We start from the raw sequence: 19,249 nt of genomic DNA on the forward strand, positions 1-19,249 counted from the left end.
CTAAACCAAAGAATTCTTATTCGGAGACACACTCATGATGCAACGGACCCTCGCCACTTTCATGCTCGCACTGGGCCTCGCCACCCTCGCCGGTTGCGCATCGCCTACGGTGATCACCTTGAATGACGGTCGCGAAATCCAGGCCGTCGACACGCCAGAGTTCGACAAGGATTCCGGCTTCTACGAATTCGAACAGCTCGATGGCAAACAGACCCGCATCAACAAAGATCAGGTCCGTACCGTTAAAGAACTGTAATCGGGTGCCACCGAATACAGAAAAGCCCGCTTGATGCGGGCTTTTTCATGCCTGAAGAACAGCACTTCAGGGGCGCCGTTCAGGATCACCATTGCAGGGTGATTTCACTCTCGAACTCGCGCGCCTGGCCCGTGACCGGATCGATGAATCTCAGCCCCTGGGCCAGCAGTTTCAAAGGATTGGCGTAGTCATCCTGCACATCCTTGAGCACCTCGGGGTAAAACGGGTCGTTGCAGATAGCGGCGCCCAACGCCGCCATGTGTACCCGCAACTGATGTTTCTTGCCCGTCACCGGGTAAAGACCATACCGCCAGAGTTTCTCTTGTTTCTCCCTGATTTCGATCGCCGTCTCGGTGTTGCAGGCCCCAGGCCCTTCCTGCATGCGGAAAAACGGCTCGCCATCGACCAGCCGGCTTTTATGAACTAGCGGGAAAGCACGTTCAGGCAACGCCGCTGCGATGGCCTCGTAGCGCTTTTCGATCTGCCGGGTTGGAAACAACGACTGATAAGCCGAACGACTCTGCGGATTGGCGGAAAACAGTACCAGCCCTGCGGTATGCCGGTCGATGCGATGCAATGGCACCAGATGCGGATTGTCCAGGCGACGGATCAAGCGCCTGAGCAGCGTCTGTTCGACGTATTCGCCCGCCGGCGTCACCGGCAGAAAGTGCGGTTTGTCGGCCACCACCAGATGCTCGTCCGCGTACAGAATCGACTCGATCACCGGGATCGGCTTTTCATCCGGCACTTCGCGAAAATAATGAATCCGCAAACCTTCCCTGTAGGCCAGATCGAGGGCAATCGGCATGCCCTGTCCATCGAGGACCCGGCCACGGGCAATTCTGTCCAGCCATTGTTCCCGACCAATGGCGCTGAAATGCTCGCACAGGCAATCGACAACGGTCTGCCACGGGCCAGGTGGCAAGTACAGCGTACTGGCCTGGCTGTGTGCCGCGGAAAAAGAAGAAGTGGACATACGGAAGCTCTAACCCTCAGTGCAGAGCGGCATTATCCAACAGCATGGGCAATGCACCTAGAGGAGATTCCTCAAGCCGGGATCTGCGTGCGCGCCGCCGCTTCGGTGTATTCCTTGAGCCAGCGCAATACATCGACCGCCTCCCAGCGAGCGGGGTCATAGAGGGCGTACAACAACCCCTGATAACCCACGACATCGAGTTGCCGGTGATAACCCGCGCGTTGAAACAAGGCTTCGATTTCTGCGAAACAGGTATTGAAATGCGTTTTGTTGAAGGGTGTCTTGCCCTCGGTCACCAGACCATCCAGACGCAACTCAAGAACGGCTTCACTCACGACGTCTGCGGACATCCGGTTCACGCTGTTCTTCAACTGTTCGACATTGACCACGACTCATCCCTCTCACGCCCGGGCTTGTCTACTCACTGCCGAAAATCAGCAGCGGCAACACAGGCACACGAATAACTGTATGCGCATACAGTATCCGATCAAGACAGGATAAGCCAAGGGGATCAATCGCAAAGTTCGACAGGCGGGAAACACCGCCAGCGCAAAAACCGCTCAACCCAGGAACGCCACCACCTCATCGGCACTGAACGGCCAGCCCAGCTCAGCGCCGGTGTCGACCCGTCGCAACACCGGAATACGCAGGCTGTAGGCGGCGAACCAGCTTTCATCGTCGGCGATGTCCACCAGTTCCACCAGCAGACCGCGCTCGACAAACTCCATCAACATGGCTTCGGCTACTTCACAGAGATGGCATCCAAGGGTGCCGAACAGCTGACATTCGGGAAGCATGAGCGCTCAACCAGAAAATGAAGTGACCATTCTAGGCCTGCTCCGAAAAACCGTCGAGCCATTGAGTCGCCTGCCTGATGCCACCGACGATGATGAGACCTGTGTCAGTCCTGGCTCACGGCGCCGATCTTGTGGATCGACAGGTCCGCGCCGTAATACTCCTGCTCCTGACTCAGGCGCAATCCATGCAGAGCCTTGATCACGCCATACACGGCGAACCCGCCGGCCAGTGCCACGGTGACGCCCAGTGCCGTGCCGATCAACTGGCTGATCAGGCTGACCCCGCCCAGCCCGCCCAAAGCGCTCTGGCCGAAAATGCCGCAGGCAATACCACCCCACACGCCGCACAAGCCATGCAGCGGCCAGACACCCAATACATCGTCGATGCGCCATTTGACCTGAGCGGCGGTAAAGCACCAGACAAACAACGCCCCCGCGACAGCGCCGGTCACCAGCGCCCCCACCGGATGCATCAGGTCGGAACCGGCGCAGATCGCCACCAGTCCCGCCAACGGGCCGTTGTGCAGAAAGCCGGGGTCGTTGCGCCCGACGATCAGCGCGGCCACCGTACCGCCCACCATGGCCATCAATGAGTTCACTGCCACCAGTCCACTGACACCTTGCAGGGTTTGCGCGCTCATGACGTTGAAGCCGAACCAGCCAACAATCAGGATCCACGAGCCCAACGCCAGAAACGGGATGCTCGAAGGCGCGAACGCCACCAGCCGACCGTCGCGATAGCGGCCATTGCGCGGCCCGAGCAACAACACCGCCGCCAGTGCCAGCCAACCGCCCATGGCATGCACCACCACCGAACCTGCGAAATCATGGAAACCGGCGCCAAAACGCTCCAGCAGCCAGGCTTGCAAACCCAGGTTGCCGTTCCAGACCATGCCTTCGAAGAACGGATAGATGAACGCGACAATCAACGCGGTTGCACACAGTTGCGGGACAAACCGGGCGCGCTCGGCGACGCCTCCGGAAATGATCGCGGGGATAGCCGCGGCAAAGGTCAGCAGGAAGAAAAACTTCACCAGTCCATAACCATGGTCGGCATTGAGCACGGCCGCCGGTTGCATGAACGTCACGCCATAAGAAATCCAATAGCCTATAAAGAAGTAGGCCAGTGTCGATACCGCGAAGTCGCTGAGGATTTTCGACAAGGCGTTGACCTGGTTTTTCTGTCGCACGGTTCCGACTTCGAGAAAGGCGAAACCGGCGTGCATGGCCAGAACCATGACCGCACCGATCAGAATGAACAGCGTGTTGGAGCTATGGACCAGGGTGTCCACGGCGCTTTGCAGATTTTCCATGGGAGGGGCAGACCTTATGGCAGAAAAAAGCACCAAAGCAGTTCGCGATGACCACCCATGCACCAAGTTGCGGCCTCGAAGCATCAGGAGACTGATCTCGTTGAACCGCCTTGGTGCACAGGCACCGTCCGGGAAAAACGTGACCCGGACGTTTGCGCGAGTTTTTGATTGTTGGTCCTACGGTTTTACTGAAATCATGCCCGGCTATAGCGCAATGGTGCGGACCGGCGCACCACGACACAGCAAAAGTTGTACCAGTCATTTGTACTGAACCTTCGCCAAAGGCTCATACTCGAACGCATCAGAAAGCCACTTATGGAGATCCACCATGGCCCGCATCCAGGCAAAGACTGCTCAAGAAATCCTGATGAACGATTTTCAGACACTGGTCAGTGACACCGAACGGTTGCTGGAGCACACCGCGACCCTGGCCGGCGACCAGGCCGACGAGTTGCGCGAGCAGATTCACGACAGTCTCTTGCGTGCCCGTGAAACCCTGAAGCTGACCGAAGATTCCCTGCGCGAACGCGGCAAGGCGGCTGTCACCGCCACCGAAGACTATGTCCAGGCCAACCCTTGGCAATCGGTCGGGATCGCGGCCGGCGTGGGTTTCCTGATCGGCCTGCTGGCCAGCCGGCGCTGATATGTCGATCGGTGAATCCGACCCGTCTGCGACGGGAACAAGCTCCTCATCGCGGCGCCTGGGTGCTGCCTTCCTGGGGTTGCTGCACAGCCATGTCGAACTGTTCGGCATCGAGTTGCAGGAACAGAAAGCCCGCACCGTCAGTCTGTTGCTGTTTGCCGGTCTGGCGCTGGTGTTTGCGTTGCTGCTGCTGGTAGGGCTGTCGACGCTGGTGCTGATCGTGTTCTGGGACACCTATCGCCTGACCGCCATCATCGGGCTCTGCGTGTTCTATACCCTCGCCGCCATATTCTGCGCGATGCGTTTGAGGGCAGCGATTTTCGATGAGTCTTCGCCCTTCCACGGTACGCTGGAAGAGCTGGCCAACGATCGGGAGCGCCTGCTGCCATGAACCTGCCTGAATTGCCACGCAACAGCTCACGCACGGAAATGCGCAAGGCGCTGATTCGCCTGCGCATGGAAATGCACCGCCAGGAAATCCGCCACGAATCCGCGCAACTGCTGCAACCGTTGCGGCGGGTGCGCGGGATGACGCAGAACCTGCAGGACGGTTTCGGCATCAAACACGCTCCACTCTGGGGCGTGGCCGCCGTCACCTTGCTGGGCTTTCTGACCGGCAAGGGCGCAAAGAACGGTGGCGGCCTCAGCAGCCTGACCCGGCTGATCCGTCTCGGCACCACACTGGGGCCGCTGATCAAACTGATCATGCAGGGGTCTTCGCGCAAAGACTGATCAGTTTCCTTCTGGCTACGCTCTAGCAGTGTCGACGGGATGCCCCCTCTATCGAGGGGGCAATCCTGTGCGCCTATCCGGTCAATTGCTCCCCTCCGTAAAAAGTTCTTGCAAGGAGGCCTCGATATCGACGCCGCCGGGTTGTAGTTCCGCTTGCAGGTCATGACGCGAAACGGGAAGCTAGGCCATCAGTCACCTGACGGAGAGTCCCGCCTTGGATTGGCACACCCTGCTTACCCGCGAACGCCTCGGAAAGCCTCTGCACAGCCCTGAAGAACTCGGCCGCAGCCCTTTTCACAAAGACCACGACCGCATCATTTTCTCGGGGGCTTTCCGCCGCCTCGGGCGCAAGACCCAGGTCCATCCGGTGTCCAGCAATGATCACATTCATACGCGCCTGACCCACTCGCTGGAAGTCAGTTGCGTGGGGCGCTCGCTGGGCATGCGGGTCGGCGAAACCATCCGCAACGCCCTGCCCGACTGGTGCGAACCCAGCGACCTGGGAATGGTGGTGCAATCGGCCTGCCTGGCACACGACATCGGCAACCCGCCTTTCGGCCATTCCGGTGAAGACGCGATCCGGCACTGGTTCCAGCAAGCCGCCGGCCGTGGCTGGCTGGATGCGATGAGTGAAGCCGAGCGCAATGACTTCCTGAATTTCGAAGGCAACGCCCAGGGCTTTCGGGTACTCACTCAACTGGAGTATCACCAGTTCGACGGCGGCACCCGACTGACCTATGCAACCCTGGGCACCTACCTGAAGTATCCATGGACGGCCAGGCACGCCGATTCGCTGGGCTACAAGAAACACAAGTTCGGCTGTTATCAGAGCGAGCTGCCGCTATTGGAGCAGATCGCCCATAAACTCGGCCTGCCACAACTTGAAGAGCAACGCTGGGCGCGGCATCCGCTGGTGTACCTGATGGAGGCCGCCGACGACATCTGCTATGCGCTGATCGACCTGGAAGACGGCCTGGAAATGGAGTTGCTGGAATACGCCGAAGTCGAGTCCCTGCTGCTGGACCTGGTGGGCGACGACTTGCCGGAGACCTACCGCCAGCTCGGTCCCGGCGATTCGCGCCGACGCAAACTGGCGATCCTGCGCGGCAAGGCCATCGAACACTTGACCAATGCCGCGGCCCGCGCTTTCGTCGAGCAACAGGACGCACTGCTGGCCGGCACATTGCCCGGCGACCTGGTGGAGCACATGCACGGGCCCGCCAAGCGTTGCGTGCTGAACGCCAAGGACATGGCCCGCAAGAAAATCTTCCAGGACAAGCGCAAGACCCTGCACGAGATCGGCGCCTACACCACGCTGGAAATCCTCCTCAACGCCTTTTGCGGCGCAGCACTGGAGCAGCACAACGGTCGGACCCCGTCATTCAAAAGCCGCCGCATCCTTGATCTGCTGGGTAACAATGCACCCGATCCTCACGGCCCCTTGCACACGTCGTTTTTGCGCATGATTGATTTCATCGCCGGCATGACCGACAGCTATGCCAGTGACATGGCCCTGGAAATGACCGGACGTGCCAGCCACTGAGGTGCTTCGTTTGATCAGCCATTACGGCGTTCGTTATGGCTGATCCCCCTTCAACCTCCAACAGCACTCAAGTCTCGTCGAATCGCCCTACAACACATGGCGAGCGGACTGATCGCTTGTCCGACACTCTCGCGAAACAATCACCCTCCCTTCTGTTCGACAGATGAAGTGCGCACCATGGCCGAAGACGATCTACGCATCCTCGTGGTGGAGGACCACCCCTTCCAACTGATAGCCACTCAATACCTGCTGGAAAGTTATGGCTTCACCCGACTGACTACCGCCGACAGCGCCAAAAGCGCCATGCAGCACATGCTCGGGGTCGACCGGCCGTTCGACATCCTTTTATGCGATCAATGCCTGCCCGAGCTGACAGGGCTCGATCTGGTCCGGTTCGCCAGTCAGCAAGGACTGATAAGACAGGCGATCATACTGAGCAGCTTGACGACGTCTGAACTGGATGAACTTGTAAAAACGGCCACTGAACACGGGCTGCCATTATTGGGTTACTTGATAAAACCCCTGAAACAATCTGAATTTATAAACCTGTTGACCCTGGCACCAACATCAACAAAAAAGCACATATAAAAACCGACAAATGCACAGCGTAAAACTTACAGACAACTTCTTTAAAAAGTTCTCCAGACCGCCGCCCCCCCCAGACTTCCTAATAAGAAACCTAGTTAATACGTAGTCCAATTCCTTTTAATTTGTAGGATTTCTCCTATATTGCTGCTACAGCCCGGTCCGTTCATGCGTCCCTTCAAGTATCTGAGCTAAGGTGCGCGCTTTATTTGAGCTCGCATGGGACTTGATTATGAACTCCGTTTTTATTGTCGACGATCACCCGGTTATCCGCCTTGCCGTTCGAATGTTACTGGAACACGAAGGTTACAAAGTCGTCGGCGAAACTGACAATGGGGTCGACGCCATGCAGATGGTTCGCGAATGCATGCCGGACCTGGTCATTCTCGACATCAGCATTCCAAAGCTGGATGGCCTGGAAGTCCTGTCCCGGTTCAACGCAATGAGTAATCCGCCTAAAACACTGGTACTGACCGCACAATGCCCGACACTCTTCGGTATTCGTTGCATGCAATCCGGAGCCTCGGGTTATGTCTGCAAACAAGAGGACATCAGTGAACTGGTAAGTTCTATAAAAGCAGTATTTTCAGGTTACAACTATTTCCCGAGTGAAGCCTTGAACCCCATCCATGGAGATGAAACACGCTGCATCGAATTGGAACTGTTCAAGTCTGTAAACGACCGGGAACTGATGGTCCTGCAACTTTTCGCCCAAGGTCGCACAAACAAGGAAATCGCCAAGGGCATGTTTCTGAGCAACAAGACCGTAAGTACCTACAAAAAGCGCCTCATGCAGAAACTCAAAGCCAAATCCCTGGTTGAACTGATCGAGATGGCAAAACGTAACGCACTCGTGTGAGAACCTGGATGCCCAGCCGTGTGAAGGTCTATCTGATTCAAGTGACCGCAGGTCTATGCGTGAGCACCTCGTTGTTCGGAGCACCGGGCAATGAACATTACGCACTGCTCAGCCGCTCGAAGGTCGGGGCGCTGGAGATTCGACTGGATGAATCCCAGCAACATTGGATAAACAATAAAAATCAACTGACGCTCGGCACGTCGGCCCCGGACTATCCCCCTTTCGACCTGACCACCAGTGGCCAGGACTATGAAGGCTTTACCGCCGATTACGCTGGCCTCCTGGAAAAAGCAACCGGGTTGCCCGTCAAGGTTCAGCGATTCGAATCCCGAGGGGCCGCGATCGCCGCGCTGCAGAACGGCGATGTTGATCTGCTTGGCACCGCCAATGGATTCGAAGCAGGCATTGCCGAGATTGCCCTGTCCATACCCTATGCCGTCGACCAACCCGTATTGGTGACCCGCGAAGGGGAAACCCGATCCCTCACCGATGGCCTGGCCGGATTGCGCCTGAGCATGGTGTATCACTATTTGCCGCTGGCGGAAGTCAAGGCGTTGTACCCAAAGGCGATCATCACGTCCTATCCGTCCTACCAGAATGCGATCAATGCCGTTGCCTTCGATCAGGCGGATGTGTTTCTCGGCGACACGATTTCAACTCACTACATGATCAACAAGGGGTACTTGAACAACATCCGGATGGCCAACTTCGGCAAACATGAAGCCCATGGCTTCAGCTTTGCCGTCAACAGGAACACCCCCGAGCTGCTCGGCATCATCAACGCAATGATCAGGGCCGTCCCCTCCAGTGAGCGAGAAAACATCGCCAAACGCTGGAGCGCCGGAAGCGACATTCTGCTGACCGATCAAAAGCTGCAACTCACTGACCGGGAAGAACGCTGGCTGGCACATCACCCGATTGTGCGCGTCGTCGTCAACGAAGCCTTTGCTCCACTGACATTTTTCGATAGCAATGACAACTTTCGCGGGGTCAGCGCGGATTTGCTTGAGCTGATCAGGCTGCGCACCGGCTTGCGCTTTGACATCCAGCGCAGTCGAAACGATGACGAGATGATCAAACAGATCAAAAACAACCAGGCCGATGTGATCGCCGCGATGCTCCCCAGCGCCAAACGTCAGTCCCAGCTGAACTTTACCCGCCCCTTTCTGGAAAATTCCTACGTCCTGCTGACCCGCAAAGCCGCCGACAGTCCGACCAACCTCGAGCAGTTGCAGGACAAGCGCCTGGCCATTGCCCGCGGCAATCCACTCAAGGATTACCTGCGCAGAGAGTTTCCCCGGATCAAGCTGATCGAAACCCCGGACACCTTCAGCGCCGTAGAGATGCTCGCCGAAGGTCAGGCCGAGGGCGTGGTGAACTCACTGGTCATTGCCAATTACTTCATTTCGTCGCGGCTGTTCGAACACACCTTGCAAATCAGCACCACCATCGGCACCGAGCAGGCAGCGTTCTCCCTGGCCACTGCACGGGACGCCAAAGAGCTGAACGCCATTCTGAACAAGGCGCTGCTGAGCATCTCTCCGGAGGAACTGGGCATCATCAACAGTCGCTGGCGCGGCTATTCGGCGTCCTCGCAAAGCACCTGGCGCAACTATCAAAGGCTGTTCTACCAAATCGTCATCGGCGCCGGTGCGCTATTGCTGATTTCCATTGCCTGGAACGACTACATGCGACGCCAGATCAAGCAGCGCAAGGCCGCCGAGCGTGCATTGAACGATCAGCTCGAGTTCATGCGATCGCTGGTCAATGGCACGCCCCATCCGATCTACGTACGTGATCGCCAGGGGCTGCTGCAAAGTTGCAACGACAGTTACCTGCAAGCGTTCTGCGCCAGGCGCGAAGATATCATCGGCAAAAGCGTCATGCAGGGGCCGATGAGCAATGTCTTCGAAGCCCGGGAGTACCAGGCTGACTACCAGCGCGTGGTGACCGAGGGCAGACCGTTGATCGTCGATCGCGAACTGCACATAGGTGGCCGGCGGCTGACGATCTATCACTGGATTCTTCCCTACCGCGATTCCAGCGCGAAAGTGCAAGGCATTATCGGTGGCTGGATCGACATCAGCGAACGCCGGCAACTGCTCGATGATCTGCGTTGCGCGAAAGAACACGCCGATAACGCCAACCGGGCCAAAAGCACGTTTCTGGCCACGATGAGCCATGAGATCCGCACACCGATGAATGCAATCATCGGCATGCTTGAACTGACACTCAAGCGTCTTGATCATCGGCACCCGGAGCGTCAGGCCATCGATGTCGCGTACAACTCGGCGAAAGGGTTGCTGGAACTGATTGGCGACATCCTCGACATTGCCAGAATCGAATCCGGGCGCTTGAGCCTGAGTCCGGAGCGCGTTAATCCGGGTGAACTCGTGGCCTCGGTCGTACGGATTTTCGATGGCCTTGCCCGACAGAAGGAACTCGAACTGAAGCTGGAGTTTTCTTCGGCCCACCCGACCTTCGATGTGTTGCTGGACCCTTTGCGCTTCAAGCAGGTGCTGTCCAACCTGATCAGCAATGCCATCAAGTTTACCGAGCAAGGCCAGGTCCGGGTCATTGTCGACCTGCACCCGGCAATGCAGCCAGATCGTGTGCAAATGCGGGTGCAGGTTCACGACAGTGGCATCGGGATCAGCGAACAGGATCAATACCGGCTGTTCGAGCCCTTCGCCCAGGCCGACAACGCCACTCAGTCGACCAGGGGGGGCGCAGGGCTGGGGCTGGTCATCAGCCGCAATCTCTGCGAGATGATGGGCGGCAGTCTGCAACTGCGCAGCGAACCGGGTGTCGGCACACAAGTGGAGGTATTGCTGCACCTGGCAACGTTACCGCTGCAACAATCCGCCCAGGTGGCCGAGGCGCAAATTGTCGTCGCCACAACCCCGTTGAATGTTCTGGTGGTCGACGATCACTCGGCCAATCGTTTGCTCACCTGCCAGCAACTGGAGTTTCTAGGCCATCATTTTACCGTCGCGGCCGATGGCCGGGAGGGATTGGAGGCATGGACAGACCAACCGTTTGATCTGGTGATCGCCGATTGCAACATGCCGGTCATGAACGGATACGAGCTGGCCCGTGCCATTCGCCAGCATGAAAGCCAAAACCATCGCCCTCCCTGCACTGTGCTCGGCTTTACCGCCAACGCCCAGCCGGAAGAAATACAACGCTGCAAACAGGCCGGAATGGATGACTGCCTGTTCAAACCCCTTAGCCTCGGAGCCTTGAGCCAGTGGATGGAAAACATTGAACCCACCCATGCAGCCCCGCCGTTCAGCCTGCACGGGTTGAAACTGCTGACCGGGGGAAACCCCCAGTTGAACCGCAGATTGCTCAACGAGTTGGTCAACAGCAACCGCCAGGATCTGCAGACGCTGCTGTCGCTATCCAGCTCCGGGGATACGCAGGCGCTGCAGGACATTGCCCACAAAATCAAAGGCGCAGCCCGGATAGTGCAAGCCTCCCCCCTGATCGACCGCTGCGAGGCGCTCGAAGCCGCCTGCCATGGGGAGGTCGATCGCGAAAAAGTGGCCGGATGCTGCCAATCCTTGGAGCGCGCCATGCTTGAGCTGGAGGACGCGTTACTCCGTCAGATCAAGCATTACGACGAAGGCAAAATGACAGAGCCTTAACTATGCTTGGACCCTCGGCAGTGTGTTGACCCTCATGGAGAAACCCGCAATGCCTGACCCACTGCGCACGGATCCACGCCGGTTTCCACTGCATGTCCATATCAGCGTGATGTTCACCTTTCTGTTGTTGCTGACCGGGGTGCTGCTGGGTCTTTTCAACTACCGGCAAACGACCCAGATCATACTGTCCAGCAGTGAAAAACTCTTCAACCGTATCGAGCAGGATGTCCGGCTGGACCTGCACGCCACCTATGAACCCATTCGCCACCTGTTGAGCCTGCTGGCACTCAATCCGGCGGGCCAGTCCGCTGATCTGGAACACCGCCTGGCGCTGCTCGAACCGTTCAGCCAGTCACTCGAGGACAACCCCGATCTGGCGTCGCTGTACCTGGGCTACGACAACGGCGACTTTTTCATGGTCCGCCCGCTGCATGCCCCAGAGGTCAAAGCCCTGGTCAAGGCTCCGGACACGGCGGCATACCAGGTCTGGAGCATTGAGCACGACAGCAGCGGCCAGGCTCGTTCCCAGTCTTTGTTTTTCGACCGGAACCTGGCCCTCGTCAGCCGCCAGGACAACCTGAACGACACCTACGACCCTCGCAGCCGTGCCTGGTTTACCAGTGCCCGTAGCGACAATGACCAGATCACGACCGAACCCTATGTCTTTTTTTCTACCCATGACATTGGCACGACACTGGCACGACGCAGTGGCGACAAGGCAATCATGGCCGCCGACCTGACCCTGGCCGAACTCAGCGCGACCCTGGCCAAGCACGTCGTGACCCCCCATACCGAAATCGTGCTGTTCGATGCCGAAGGCAATGCCATCGCCTACCCCGACAGCCGCAGGCTGATCATCGATGATCAGACATCCCGCCTGATCAAGGCCGCGGACCTGAGCCCCAGCCTGGGTGCGTTGCTCAACAACCCCTCTCAAGGCAGTCGCCTGGAGGCCAACGGCCGGCAGTGGATCGTGGCACGCAGCAGCATGCAGGAAGGCGGCCCCCAAGGCCTGCAACTGGCGCTGCTGGTACCGGAAGACGAGTTGCTCGTCGATGCTTACCGGATGCGCTGGCAAGGTGCGCTCATTACCCTGGCCACGCTGCTGTTATGCGTGCCACTGGGTTGGTTGACGTCAAGAATCCTGGTCAAACCCTTGCGTGCCCTGGTGCAGGAGGCCGATGCGATTCGCAGTTTCGATTTCAATTTTCCGCTTTCCCGTCGCTCGCCGGTGCTCGAAGTCGACCAACTGAGCGTATCGATGGCACGGATGAAGGACACGCTGGCGAGCTTCTTCCAGATCACTGACAGCCTCAGCGCCGAAACCCGTTTCGCCCCGCTGCTGGAACGGGTGTTGTTTGAAACCGTGAAAATAGGTCAGGCCCAGGCCGGCCTGATCTATCTGCGCGAAGGTGATGGCGGGTACATGGAACCCCACGGACTGGTCATCAATGACACCACCGAAAACCTGCAATCCTTCGACATCCGCGGACACTCACTGGAAAACCCGCAAAGCCCCCCATGGCTGCAGCAACTGGCAAAGGTCGACAACGTCGTCAGTAACCTGGGGTTCGAGCAAGCGGGCGATCTGCAGAAAGTCTTGCTCGCGCTGAAAAGTCCCCGGGTCCATCTGATCGGAATCCGCCTGCATAATCGTCACAACGAAACCGTGGGCCTGCTGGTGTTGCTATTGGCCGACAGCGGCGAGCAAAGCGATCTGGACAAACTGCGGCCGGACCGCATTGCGTTTCTCCAGGCAGTGTCCGGCGCGGCGGCCGTGTGTATTGAAAGCCAGCGCCTGCAAGCCCGGCAAAAACAGCTGCTGGACGCCTTCATTCAACTGCTGGCCGGTGCCATCGACGCCAAAAGCCCCTATACCGGCGGCCATTGCCAGCGCGTGCCGGAACTGACCCTGATGCTTGCCCGGGCGGCGGCAGCCAGCCAGGACCCCGCCTTCAGCGCCTATCGGCCGACCGACGATGAATGGGAGGCACTGCACATCGCTGCCTGGCTGCACGATTGCGGCAAGATCACCACGCCGGAATACGTCGTCGACAAAGCCACGAAGCTGGAAACCCTGACCGATCGCATCCACGAAATCCGCACTCGCTTCGAGGTACTCAAGCGCGATGCCTGGATCAGCTACTGGCAGGCCATTGCCCTGGGCGGTGACGAGCAAGCGCTGGCAGAACTGCGTGATGCCAGCCTCGCCGGGCTGGATGATGATTTCGCCTTCATTGCCCGTTGCAATCTGGGTGGCGAAGCCATGGCCGACGCTGATCTGCAACGCCTGCGCAGCGTGGCTGAACGCACCTGGACCCGGACCCTGGATGACCGGCTGGGCGTGTCCTGGGAAGAGAACCGGCGTCAGGCTCGAACGCCCGCCCCCACCCTGCCCGTCAGCGAACCCTTACTGGCGGACAAACCCGAGCACCTGTTCGAACGCAGCGAAAACGAGGTGATACCGCAAGACAACCCCTTGGGCTTCAAACTCGACGTTCCGCCCCACAAATACAATCGGGGTGAGCTGTACAACCTGAGCATTGTCCGGGGCACCCTGACCAGCGAGGAGCGTTATGTCATCAATAACCATATCGTTCAGACGATTCTGATGCTCAACCATCTGCCGTTCCCCGGGCACCTGCGCAGCGTCGCGGAAATAGCCGGCGGGCATCACGAAAAAATGGACGGCAGTGGTTATCCGAAACGCTTGAAGCGAGAAGACATGAGCCTGCCGGCGCGAATGATGGCGATTGCCGATATTTTCGAAGCGCTGACGGCCGCCGACCGCCCCTACAAAAAAGCCAAGACCCTGAGCGAGGCGCTGGGCATCATGGCGTTCATGTGCCGTGATGCCCACATCGACCCGGAACTGTTCGGGCTGTTCATCAAGGCACAGATCTATTTGCAGTACGCCAGGCGCTTCCTCGACCCTGCGCAGATCGATGCGGTGGACGCATCGGGCCTGCTGGCCAAGGCGGGCCTGGCGTCTTGATCAGCAGTCGGTCAGGCGCAGGAAAATCGCCGCCAGTTGCTCGATACCGACCTGGTCCTGCGGGGTAAACCGCGCCAGTTTCGGGCTGTCGAGGTCGAGCACGCCGATCAATCGGCCGTCCTTGACCAAAGGCACCACCAGTTCGCTGTTCGAGGCGCTGTCACAGGCAATGTGACCAGGAAACGCGTGCACATCTTCGACCAACTGGGTCTGCAAGGTAGCGGCTGCCGTTCCGCAGACGCCACGCCCGAACGGAATCCGCACGCAAGCGATCTGCCCCTGAAACGGGCCCAGCACCAGCTCCTCATGGCGGTTGAGGTAGAAACCGGCCCAGTTCAAGTCATCGAGCTGATTGAACAGAAACGCCGAGAACTGCGCGGCATTGGCGATGAAATCCCGTTCGTCCGCCAGCAATGACTCCAACTGCGCGTGCAGCATGCCGTAGCCTTCGAGGCCCTGGCCGCTCTTTTGTAAATCGATCATGCCTTGTGCTCCAACAGTTTCAGCCCGACCCAGTAACGGGCAAATTGATAAGCGCAACGTCCATTGCGATTGCCTCTGCCGGTGGCCCAGCGTACCGCCAGGATGTCCAGCTCTTCGCTGCGCTGCCATGCCAGTCCGGCCTTGCCGGCCAACTGGCCGATCCAGTGCTCGACAACGTTGAGGAAGTGTTCCTGGGTAAACGGATAGAACGATAGCCACAGGCCGAAGCGGTCCGACAGCGCGATCTTGTCTTCCACCGCCTCGCTCGGATGCAACTCGCCGTCGACCCGCTTCCAGTTCTCGTTGTCACTTTCCTTTTCCGGCACCAGGTGGCGACGGTTCGACGTGGCGTACAGCAAGACGTTGTCCGGCGCCTGTTCCAGCGAGCCATCGAGTACGCTTTTGAGCACTCGGTAATCGCCCTCGCCCGACTCGAACGAAAGGTCATCACAAAACAGCACGAAACGCTGGGGCAGTTTGCCGATCTGTTCGACCACGCGCGGCAGATCTGCCAGGTGATCGCGCTCAATCTCGATCAGACGCAAACCGGCTTGAGCGTGCTCGGCCAACAAGGCACGCACCAGCGACGACTTGCCGGTGCCGCGCGAGCCCCAGAGCAAGGCGTGGTTGGCGGGCATGCCATCGAGGAACTGTTGGGTGTTGCGCCCCAGTTGCTCAACTTGCCGGTCGACGCCGATCAGGTCCGACAGGCGCATGTCGAGGCTGACCTGCAGCGGCATCAGATAACCGCCGCGAGACTCACGCTGCCAGCGCGCGGCCAGGCATTGCGTCCAGTCGATGGCTGGCCGGGGTGCCGGCAGCAACGGCTCGATACGGGCCAGAACGGCATCGGCGCGTTCAAGAAAAGCATTCAATCGGGAATCCACGACTTCTCCTCGGGCACGTTCACAGTAATGATGGTGATACAGCGACGAAACACAGCGTCACACAAGCGGCTGCCCCCGCGGTACAGGCCTCGCGAGAGCATCAACAGGCAGGCATGATCGACTATGCTTGAGCAGCGAAAGGAAACGGAAGTGGTTCACCCCCCCATGGACATCAAATTCACCAACCGGCTGTCATTCAAGCAAGCCCGGCTGACCGTGCTGGTCGGTTTCATTCTGGGCACGCTGCTCAGCCTGCTGCAAATAGGCATCGATTATGCCAGTGAAGACGCCTCCATCAATCGTGAAATCCTTTCATTACTGGAAATCAGCCACAACCCGGCCTCGCGAATCGCCTACAACATCGACGCCGAACTCGCCAAGGAACTGACCCAGGGCCTGCTGCGCTCGCCGGCGATCATCGGCGCGAAACTGACCGACAACAACGGCACCGTACTGGCGAACTCCAAGCGACCCGAGGTGCAAAACGGCTACCGGATGCTCAGTGACTTCCTGTTCGGTGCCAGCCGACAGTTCGAAGACCGGCTTTACCTGGATCATCTACCCAGCGAATCCCTGGGTACGCTACGGCTGAAGGTCGATACTTACGCCTTTGGCAACCGGTTCCTGCGCCGGGCCGAAGTGACGCTGATCAATGGCTTCGCCCGCAGCCTGCTGCTGTCCGGCATCCTGCTGGCGCTGTTCTATGTGATGCTGACCAAACCCCTGGTGCGGGTGATCCGTGAGCTCAGCGGTCGCGACCCGGGCAACACCGAGCCGACGTCACTGGAGTGTCCCGTCGGGCACGCCAACGATGAGATCGGTGTACTGGTCAAGGTTGCCAACCAGCAATTCAAAAACATCGCCACCGAAATCCGGCAGCGGCGCAACGCGGAAAACCGCCTGACCGAATATCTTGGCCAACTGGAAAACATCGTCTCGGCCCGCACCGCCGAACTCAAGGCGATCAACGCCCGGCTGAGCCAATCCAACGAGGAACTGGAAGCCGCGCGCAGTACCGCCCTCGACATGGCCGAAGCCCGCTCGGTGTTCCTGGCCAACATGAGCCATGAAATCCGCACGCCCCTCAATGGCTTGCTCGGGATGATCGCGCTGTCCCTCGACGGACCGCTGAATGCCGAACAACAGCAACAGCTGTCGATCGCCCATGACTCGGGCAAGGTACTGGTGGAACTGCTCAACGATATCCTCGATTTGTCGAAGTTCGATGCCGGTCAACTCGAACTCGAACACATCCCTTTCGACCTCGGTTCGCTGATCGAGGACACCGCCAACCTGTTGTCGCAAAACGCCGCCCCCAGCGTCGAACTGACCTGCCTGATCGATCCGCATTTCCCGGCACTGGTGCTCGGCGATCCGACCCGGGTGCGGCAGATCGTCAGTAACCTGCTGTCCAACGCCCTCAAGTTCACCCGTTTCGGGCGTGTCGACGTACGCCTGTCGACATTCGGGGACGGCGTCAGAATAGAAGTGTGCGACACCGGCATCGGCATCCCTCAGGAAGCCCAGGCCAGGATCTTCCAGCCTTTCACCCAGGCCGGTGCCGGTATTACCCGCCAATTTGGCGGCACCGGGCTGGGCCTGGCACTGACCTACAACCTTTGCGAAGCCATGCAAGGGCGCCTGACGATCAGCTCCGAAGCGGGTTTTGGCAGTCAGTTCTGCGCGGATCTGCCATTACCCAGCCATACCCGCGCAATGCCTGCTGTTGCGCTCAATGGCAAAGTCGTCGCCATCACGGCCGCCAGCAGCGGGCTGGGCGAACTGCTGAACAGCCTGTTGCCTGGCTGGGGGCTGGACTATGAACGGCGCTCCATGGATGACTCACTGCTTGGCCTGGCGGCCGACGTGCTCATCACCGACTGCCCCGAATGCCTGTTCAATTTGCGCCCGGCCCTCAGCGCGCCGATCCTGCTGATCACCGCGTATGGCAATTTCATGCCCAGCGAAGAGGTAAACGCCCTCGCCCCCTTGCAACAACAGGCACGCCCCCTGGCCCGCAATACGCTCTATCAGTGCTTGCGGCGGATCCTGCAACCGGAAATCCACCCGATCAACGATGTCCGGCTCGAAACGCAGAGCCCGCTACGCCGCGGACGCGTGTTGCTGGTGGAAGACAATCCGGTGAACCAACTAGTGGCCAAGGGCATGCTCGGCAAACTCGGCTGCGAGGTGACCACCGCGGCCCATGGTGCCGAGGCCCTGGATCAACTCGAACAACGGGAGTTCGACCTGGTGCTGATGGACTGCAACATGCCAGTGATGGACGGCTATGAGGCCAGCCGGCAAATCCGCCGCAGCGGACGCTGGCCCCAACTGCCCATCGTCGCCCTGACGGCCAACGCCATGTCGGAGGAGCGCGAACGCTGTCGTGCGGCGGGCATGAGCGACTACCTGGCCAAACCCTTCCGGCGCGAAGAACTGGCCGCCCTGCTGGACTTGTGGATCCCCGCTACGACAGCGCCCTGATCTGTCCCAACAGGTGGTCGAGACCCTCGCGCAAGTCGTTGAGACGATTCAGGTCGACCCCACTGTCGCACAACAGGCGCGCCTTGAGTGGCCCGACCTGATCGCGCAAGGCCGTTCCGGCTGGCGACAGGCTCAGGTGCACTTCACGCTCATCGCGCGCCGAACGCTGACGCTGCACCAGTTGCAGTTGTTCGAGGCGCTTGAGCAAGGGGGTCAGCGTGCCGGAATCCAGGGCCAGACGCTCACCCAATGCCTTCACGGTCGGTTGCTCGGGGGCTGCTTCCTGCCACTCCCACAGCACCAGCATCGCCAGGTACTGAGGGTAAGTCAGGCCCAACTGATCGAGCATTGGCTTGTAGGCGCGAATGACTGCACGGGAAGCTGCGTACAGCTTGAAACACAGCTGGCTGTCGAGCTTCAGGGAATCGACGGACAAGGTGTTCATTTGAGCAGGGCTTCGATCTCGCGGGTCAGGTCCTGCGGCTTGGTCGCCGGGGCGAAGCGCTTGACCAGTTGCCCGTCCTTGCCGATCAGGAACTTGGTGAAGTTCCACTTGATGCCCTGGGAACCCAGCACACCCGGAGCGCGCTTTTTCAACTGCACGAACAAGGGATGGGCGCCGGCGCCGTTGACTTCGATCTTTTTGAACAGCGGGAAGCTAACACCGAAGTTCAGCTCGCAGAATTCGGAGATCGCCCCTTCATTGCCCGGCTCTTGCTTGCCGAACTGGTTGCAGGGAAAACCGAGCACTACCAGGCCCTGGTCCTTGTAGGTCTGCCACAACTCTTCCAGGCCTTTGTATTGCGGCGTGAAACCGCACTTGCTGGCCGTGTTGACCACCAGCACAGCCTTGCCGGCGAAATCCGCCAGGGTCTTTTGCTCTCCCTTGATCGTGGTGCAAGGGATGCTCAGCAGGTTGTCGCTCATGTTTGAGGTTCCGAGTGAATGCCAGAGACAACAAAATAGCGAGCAATTGAATTGTGTGCAATCTATTAATCCAGTCAGGCCAGCTATCCGGCACGTAACCCTGTAGGAGCTGGGGG

18 protein-coding genes are annotated in these 19,249 nt (G+C 59.0%); 10 read left to right on the top strand and 8 right to left on the bottom strand.

Going from position 1 to position 19,249, the window contains the following annotated elements; genetic code table 11:
- Positions 1–34: 34 nt before the first annotated feature.
- Positions 35–256, top strand: a complete 222-nt coding sequence (locus tag AC07YV_RS14835; protein WP_007973479.1) for a YgdI/YgdR family lipoprotein — start codon at positions 35–37, stop codon at positions 254–256.
- A gap of 85 nt (positions 257–341) precedes the next feature.
- Here AC07YV_RS14835 and AC07YV_RS14840 read toward each other — a convergent pair whose 3' ends face one another.
- The 4 genes from AC07YV_RS14840 to AC07YV_RS14855 form a co-directional block, all read right to left on the bottom strand.
- On the bottom strand, positions 342–1,232 hold the full coding sequence (locus AC07YV_RS14840; RefSeq protein ID WP_102700820.1) for a pseudouridine synthase: 891 nt from the start codon (positions 1,230–1,232) through the stop codon (positions 342–344).
- A 71-nt stretch (positions 1,233–1,303) separates the two neighbouring features.
- Positions 1,304–1,621: a hypothetical protein gene (locus AC07YV_RS14845; protein ID WP_007973482.1), complete on the bottom strand. Its 318-nt coding sequence runs from the start codon at positions 1,619–1,621 to the stop codon at positions 1,304–1,306.
- Between the two features lie 171 nt (positions 1,622–1,792).
- Positions 1,793–2,029 carry a glutaredoxin family protein gene (locus AC07YV_RS14850; RefSeq protein WP_102700819.1) on the bottom strand — a complete coding sequence of 79 codons (237 nt, stop codon included), beginning with the start codon at positions 2,027–2,029 and terminating at the stop codon, positions 1,793–1,795.
- Between the two features lie 104 nt (positions 2,030–2,133).
- Positions 2,134–3,342, bottom strand: a complete 1,209-nt coding sequence (locus AC07YV_RS14855) for an ammonium transporter (RefSeq protein ID WP_102700818.1) — start codon at positions 3,340–3,342, stop codon at positions 2,134–2,136.
- Between the two features lie 328 nt (positions 3,343–3,670).
- Here AC07YV_RS14855 and AC07YV_RS14860 point away from each other — a divergent pair, with 328 nt between their 5' ends.
- The 8 genes from AC07YV_RS14860 to AC07YV_RS14895 all read left to right on the top strand — a co-directional run bounded on the left by AC07YV_RS14860 (position 3,671) and on the right by AC07YV_RS14895 (position 14,349).
- Positions 3,671–3,985: an ElaB/YgaM/YqjD family protein gene (locus tag AC07YV_RS14860; RefSeq protein ID WP_007973485.1), complete on the top strand. Its 315-nt coding sequence runs from the start codon at positions 3,671–3,673 to the stop codon at positions 3,983–3,985.
- A gap of 1 nt (position 3,986) precedes the next feature.
- Positions 3,987–4,376, top strand: a complete 390-nt coding sequence (locus AC07YV_RS14865; RefSeq protein ID WP_102700817.1) for a phage holin family protein — start codon at positions 3,987–3,989, stop codon at positions 4,374–4,376.
- Complete coding sequence (locus tag AC07YV_RS14870; RefSeq protein WP_102700816.1) at positions 4,373–4,717, top strand: hypothetical protein; 345 nt, start codon at positions 4,373–4,375, stop codon at positions 4,715–4,717. Before AC07YV_RS14865 ends, AC07YV_RS14870 begins: the two co-directional genes overlap by 4 nt.
- A gap of 214 nt (positions 4,718–4,931) precedes the next feature.
- Complete coding sequence (locus tag AC07YV_RS14875) at positions 4,932–6,260, top strand: deoxyguanosinetriphosphate triphosphohydrolase (protein WP_102700815.1); 1,329 nt, start codon at positions 4,932–4,934, stop codon at positions 6,258–6,260.
- A 177-nt stretch (positions 6,261–6,437) separates the two neighbouring features.
- Positions 6,438–6,848 carry a response regulator gene (locus AC07YV_RS14880; RefSeq protein ID WP_102700814.1) on the top strand — a complete coding sequence of 137 codons (411 nt, stop codon included), beginning with the start codon at positions 6,438–6,440 and terminating at the stop codon, positions 6,846–6,848.
- A gap of 229 nt (positions 6,849–7,077) precedes the next feature.
- Complete coding sequence (locus tag AC07YV_RS14885; RefSeq protein WP_007973494.1) at positions 7,078–7,704, top strand: response regulator transcription factor; 627 nt, start codon at positions 7,078–7,080, stop codon at positions 7,702–7,704.
- A gap of 8 nt (positions 7,705–7,712) precedes the next feature.
- Positions 7,713–11,354 (top strand): transporter substrate-binding domain-containing protein, encoded by a 3,642-nt coding sequence (locus AC07YV_RS14890; protein WP_102700813.1) that lies wholly within the window; start codon positions 7,713–7,715, stop codon positions 11,352–11,354.
- A gap of 49 nt (positions 11,355–11,403) precedes the next feature.
- A complete protein-coding gene (locus AC07YV_RS14895; protein WP_102700812.1) occupies positions 11,404–14,349 on the top strand; it encodes an HD domain-containing phosphohydrolase in 2,946 nt (981 codons plus the stop codon).
- Here AC07YV_RS14895 and AC07YV_RS14900 read toward each other — a convergent pair whose 3' ends face one another.
- Together AC07YV_RS14900 and AC07YV_RS14905 are read right to left on the bottom strand one after the other, a co-directional pair.
- Positions 14,350–14,832, bottom strand: coding sequence for a GAF domain-containing protein (locus AC07YV_RS14900; protein WP_102700811.1), 483 nt, complete (start codon positions 14,830–14,832; stop codon positions 14,350–14,352).
- A complete protein-coding gene (locus tag AC07YV_RS14905; protein WP_007973504.1) occupies positions 14,829–15,719 on the bottom strand; it encodes an ATP-binding protein in 891 nt (296 codons plus the stop codon). Before AC07YV_RS14905 ends, AC07YV_RS14900 begins: the two co-directional genes overlap by 4 nt.
- Before the next feature lie 165 nt (positions 15,720–15,884).
- Between AC07YV_RS14905 and AC07YV_RS14910 the strand changes: the two genes are divergently transcribed.
- Positions 15,885–18,206 carry a hybrid sensor histidine kinase/response regulator gene (locus AC07YV_RS14910; RefSeq protein ID WP_102700810.1) on the top strand — a complete coding sequence of 774 codons (2,322 nt, stop codon included), beginning with the start codon at positions 15,885–15,887 and terminating at the stop codon, positions 18,204–18,206.
- Here AC07YV_RS14910 and AC07YV_RS14915 read toward each other — a convergent pair.
- Positions 18,190–18,651: a MarR family winged helix-turn-helix transcriptional regulator gene (locus AC07YV_RS14915; RefSeq protein ID WP_102700809.1), complete on the bottom strand. Its 462-nt coding sequence runs from the start codon at positions 18,649–18,651 to the stop codon at positions 18,190–18,192. The two genes, AC07YV_RS14910 and AC07YV_RS14915, sit on opposite strands and share 17 nt — an antisense overlap.
- Complete coding sequence (locus AC07YV_RS14920) at positions 18,648–19,133, bottom strand: glutathione peroxidase (RefSeq protein WP_008002671.1); 486 nt, start codon at positions 19,131–19,133, stop codon at positions 18,648–18,650. Before AC07YV_RS14920 ends, AC07YV_RS14915 begins: the two co-directional genes overlap by 4 nt.
- Between the last annotated feature and the right edge of the window lie 116 nt (positions 19,134–19,249).

This window comes from Pseudomonas sp. GW456-E7, from assembly GCF_059424105.1.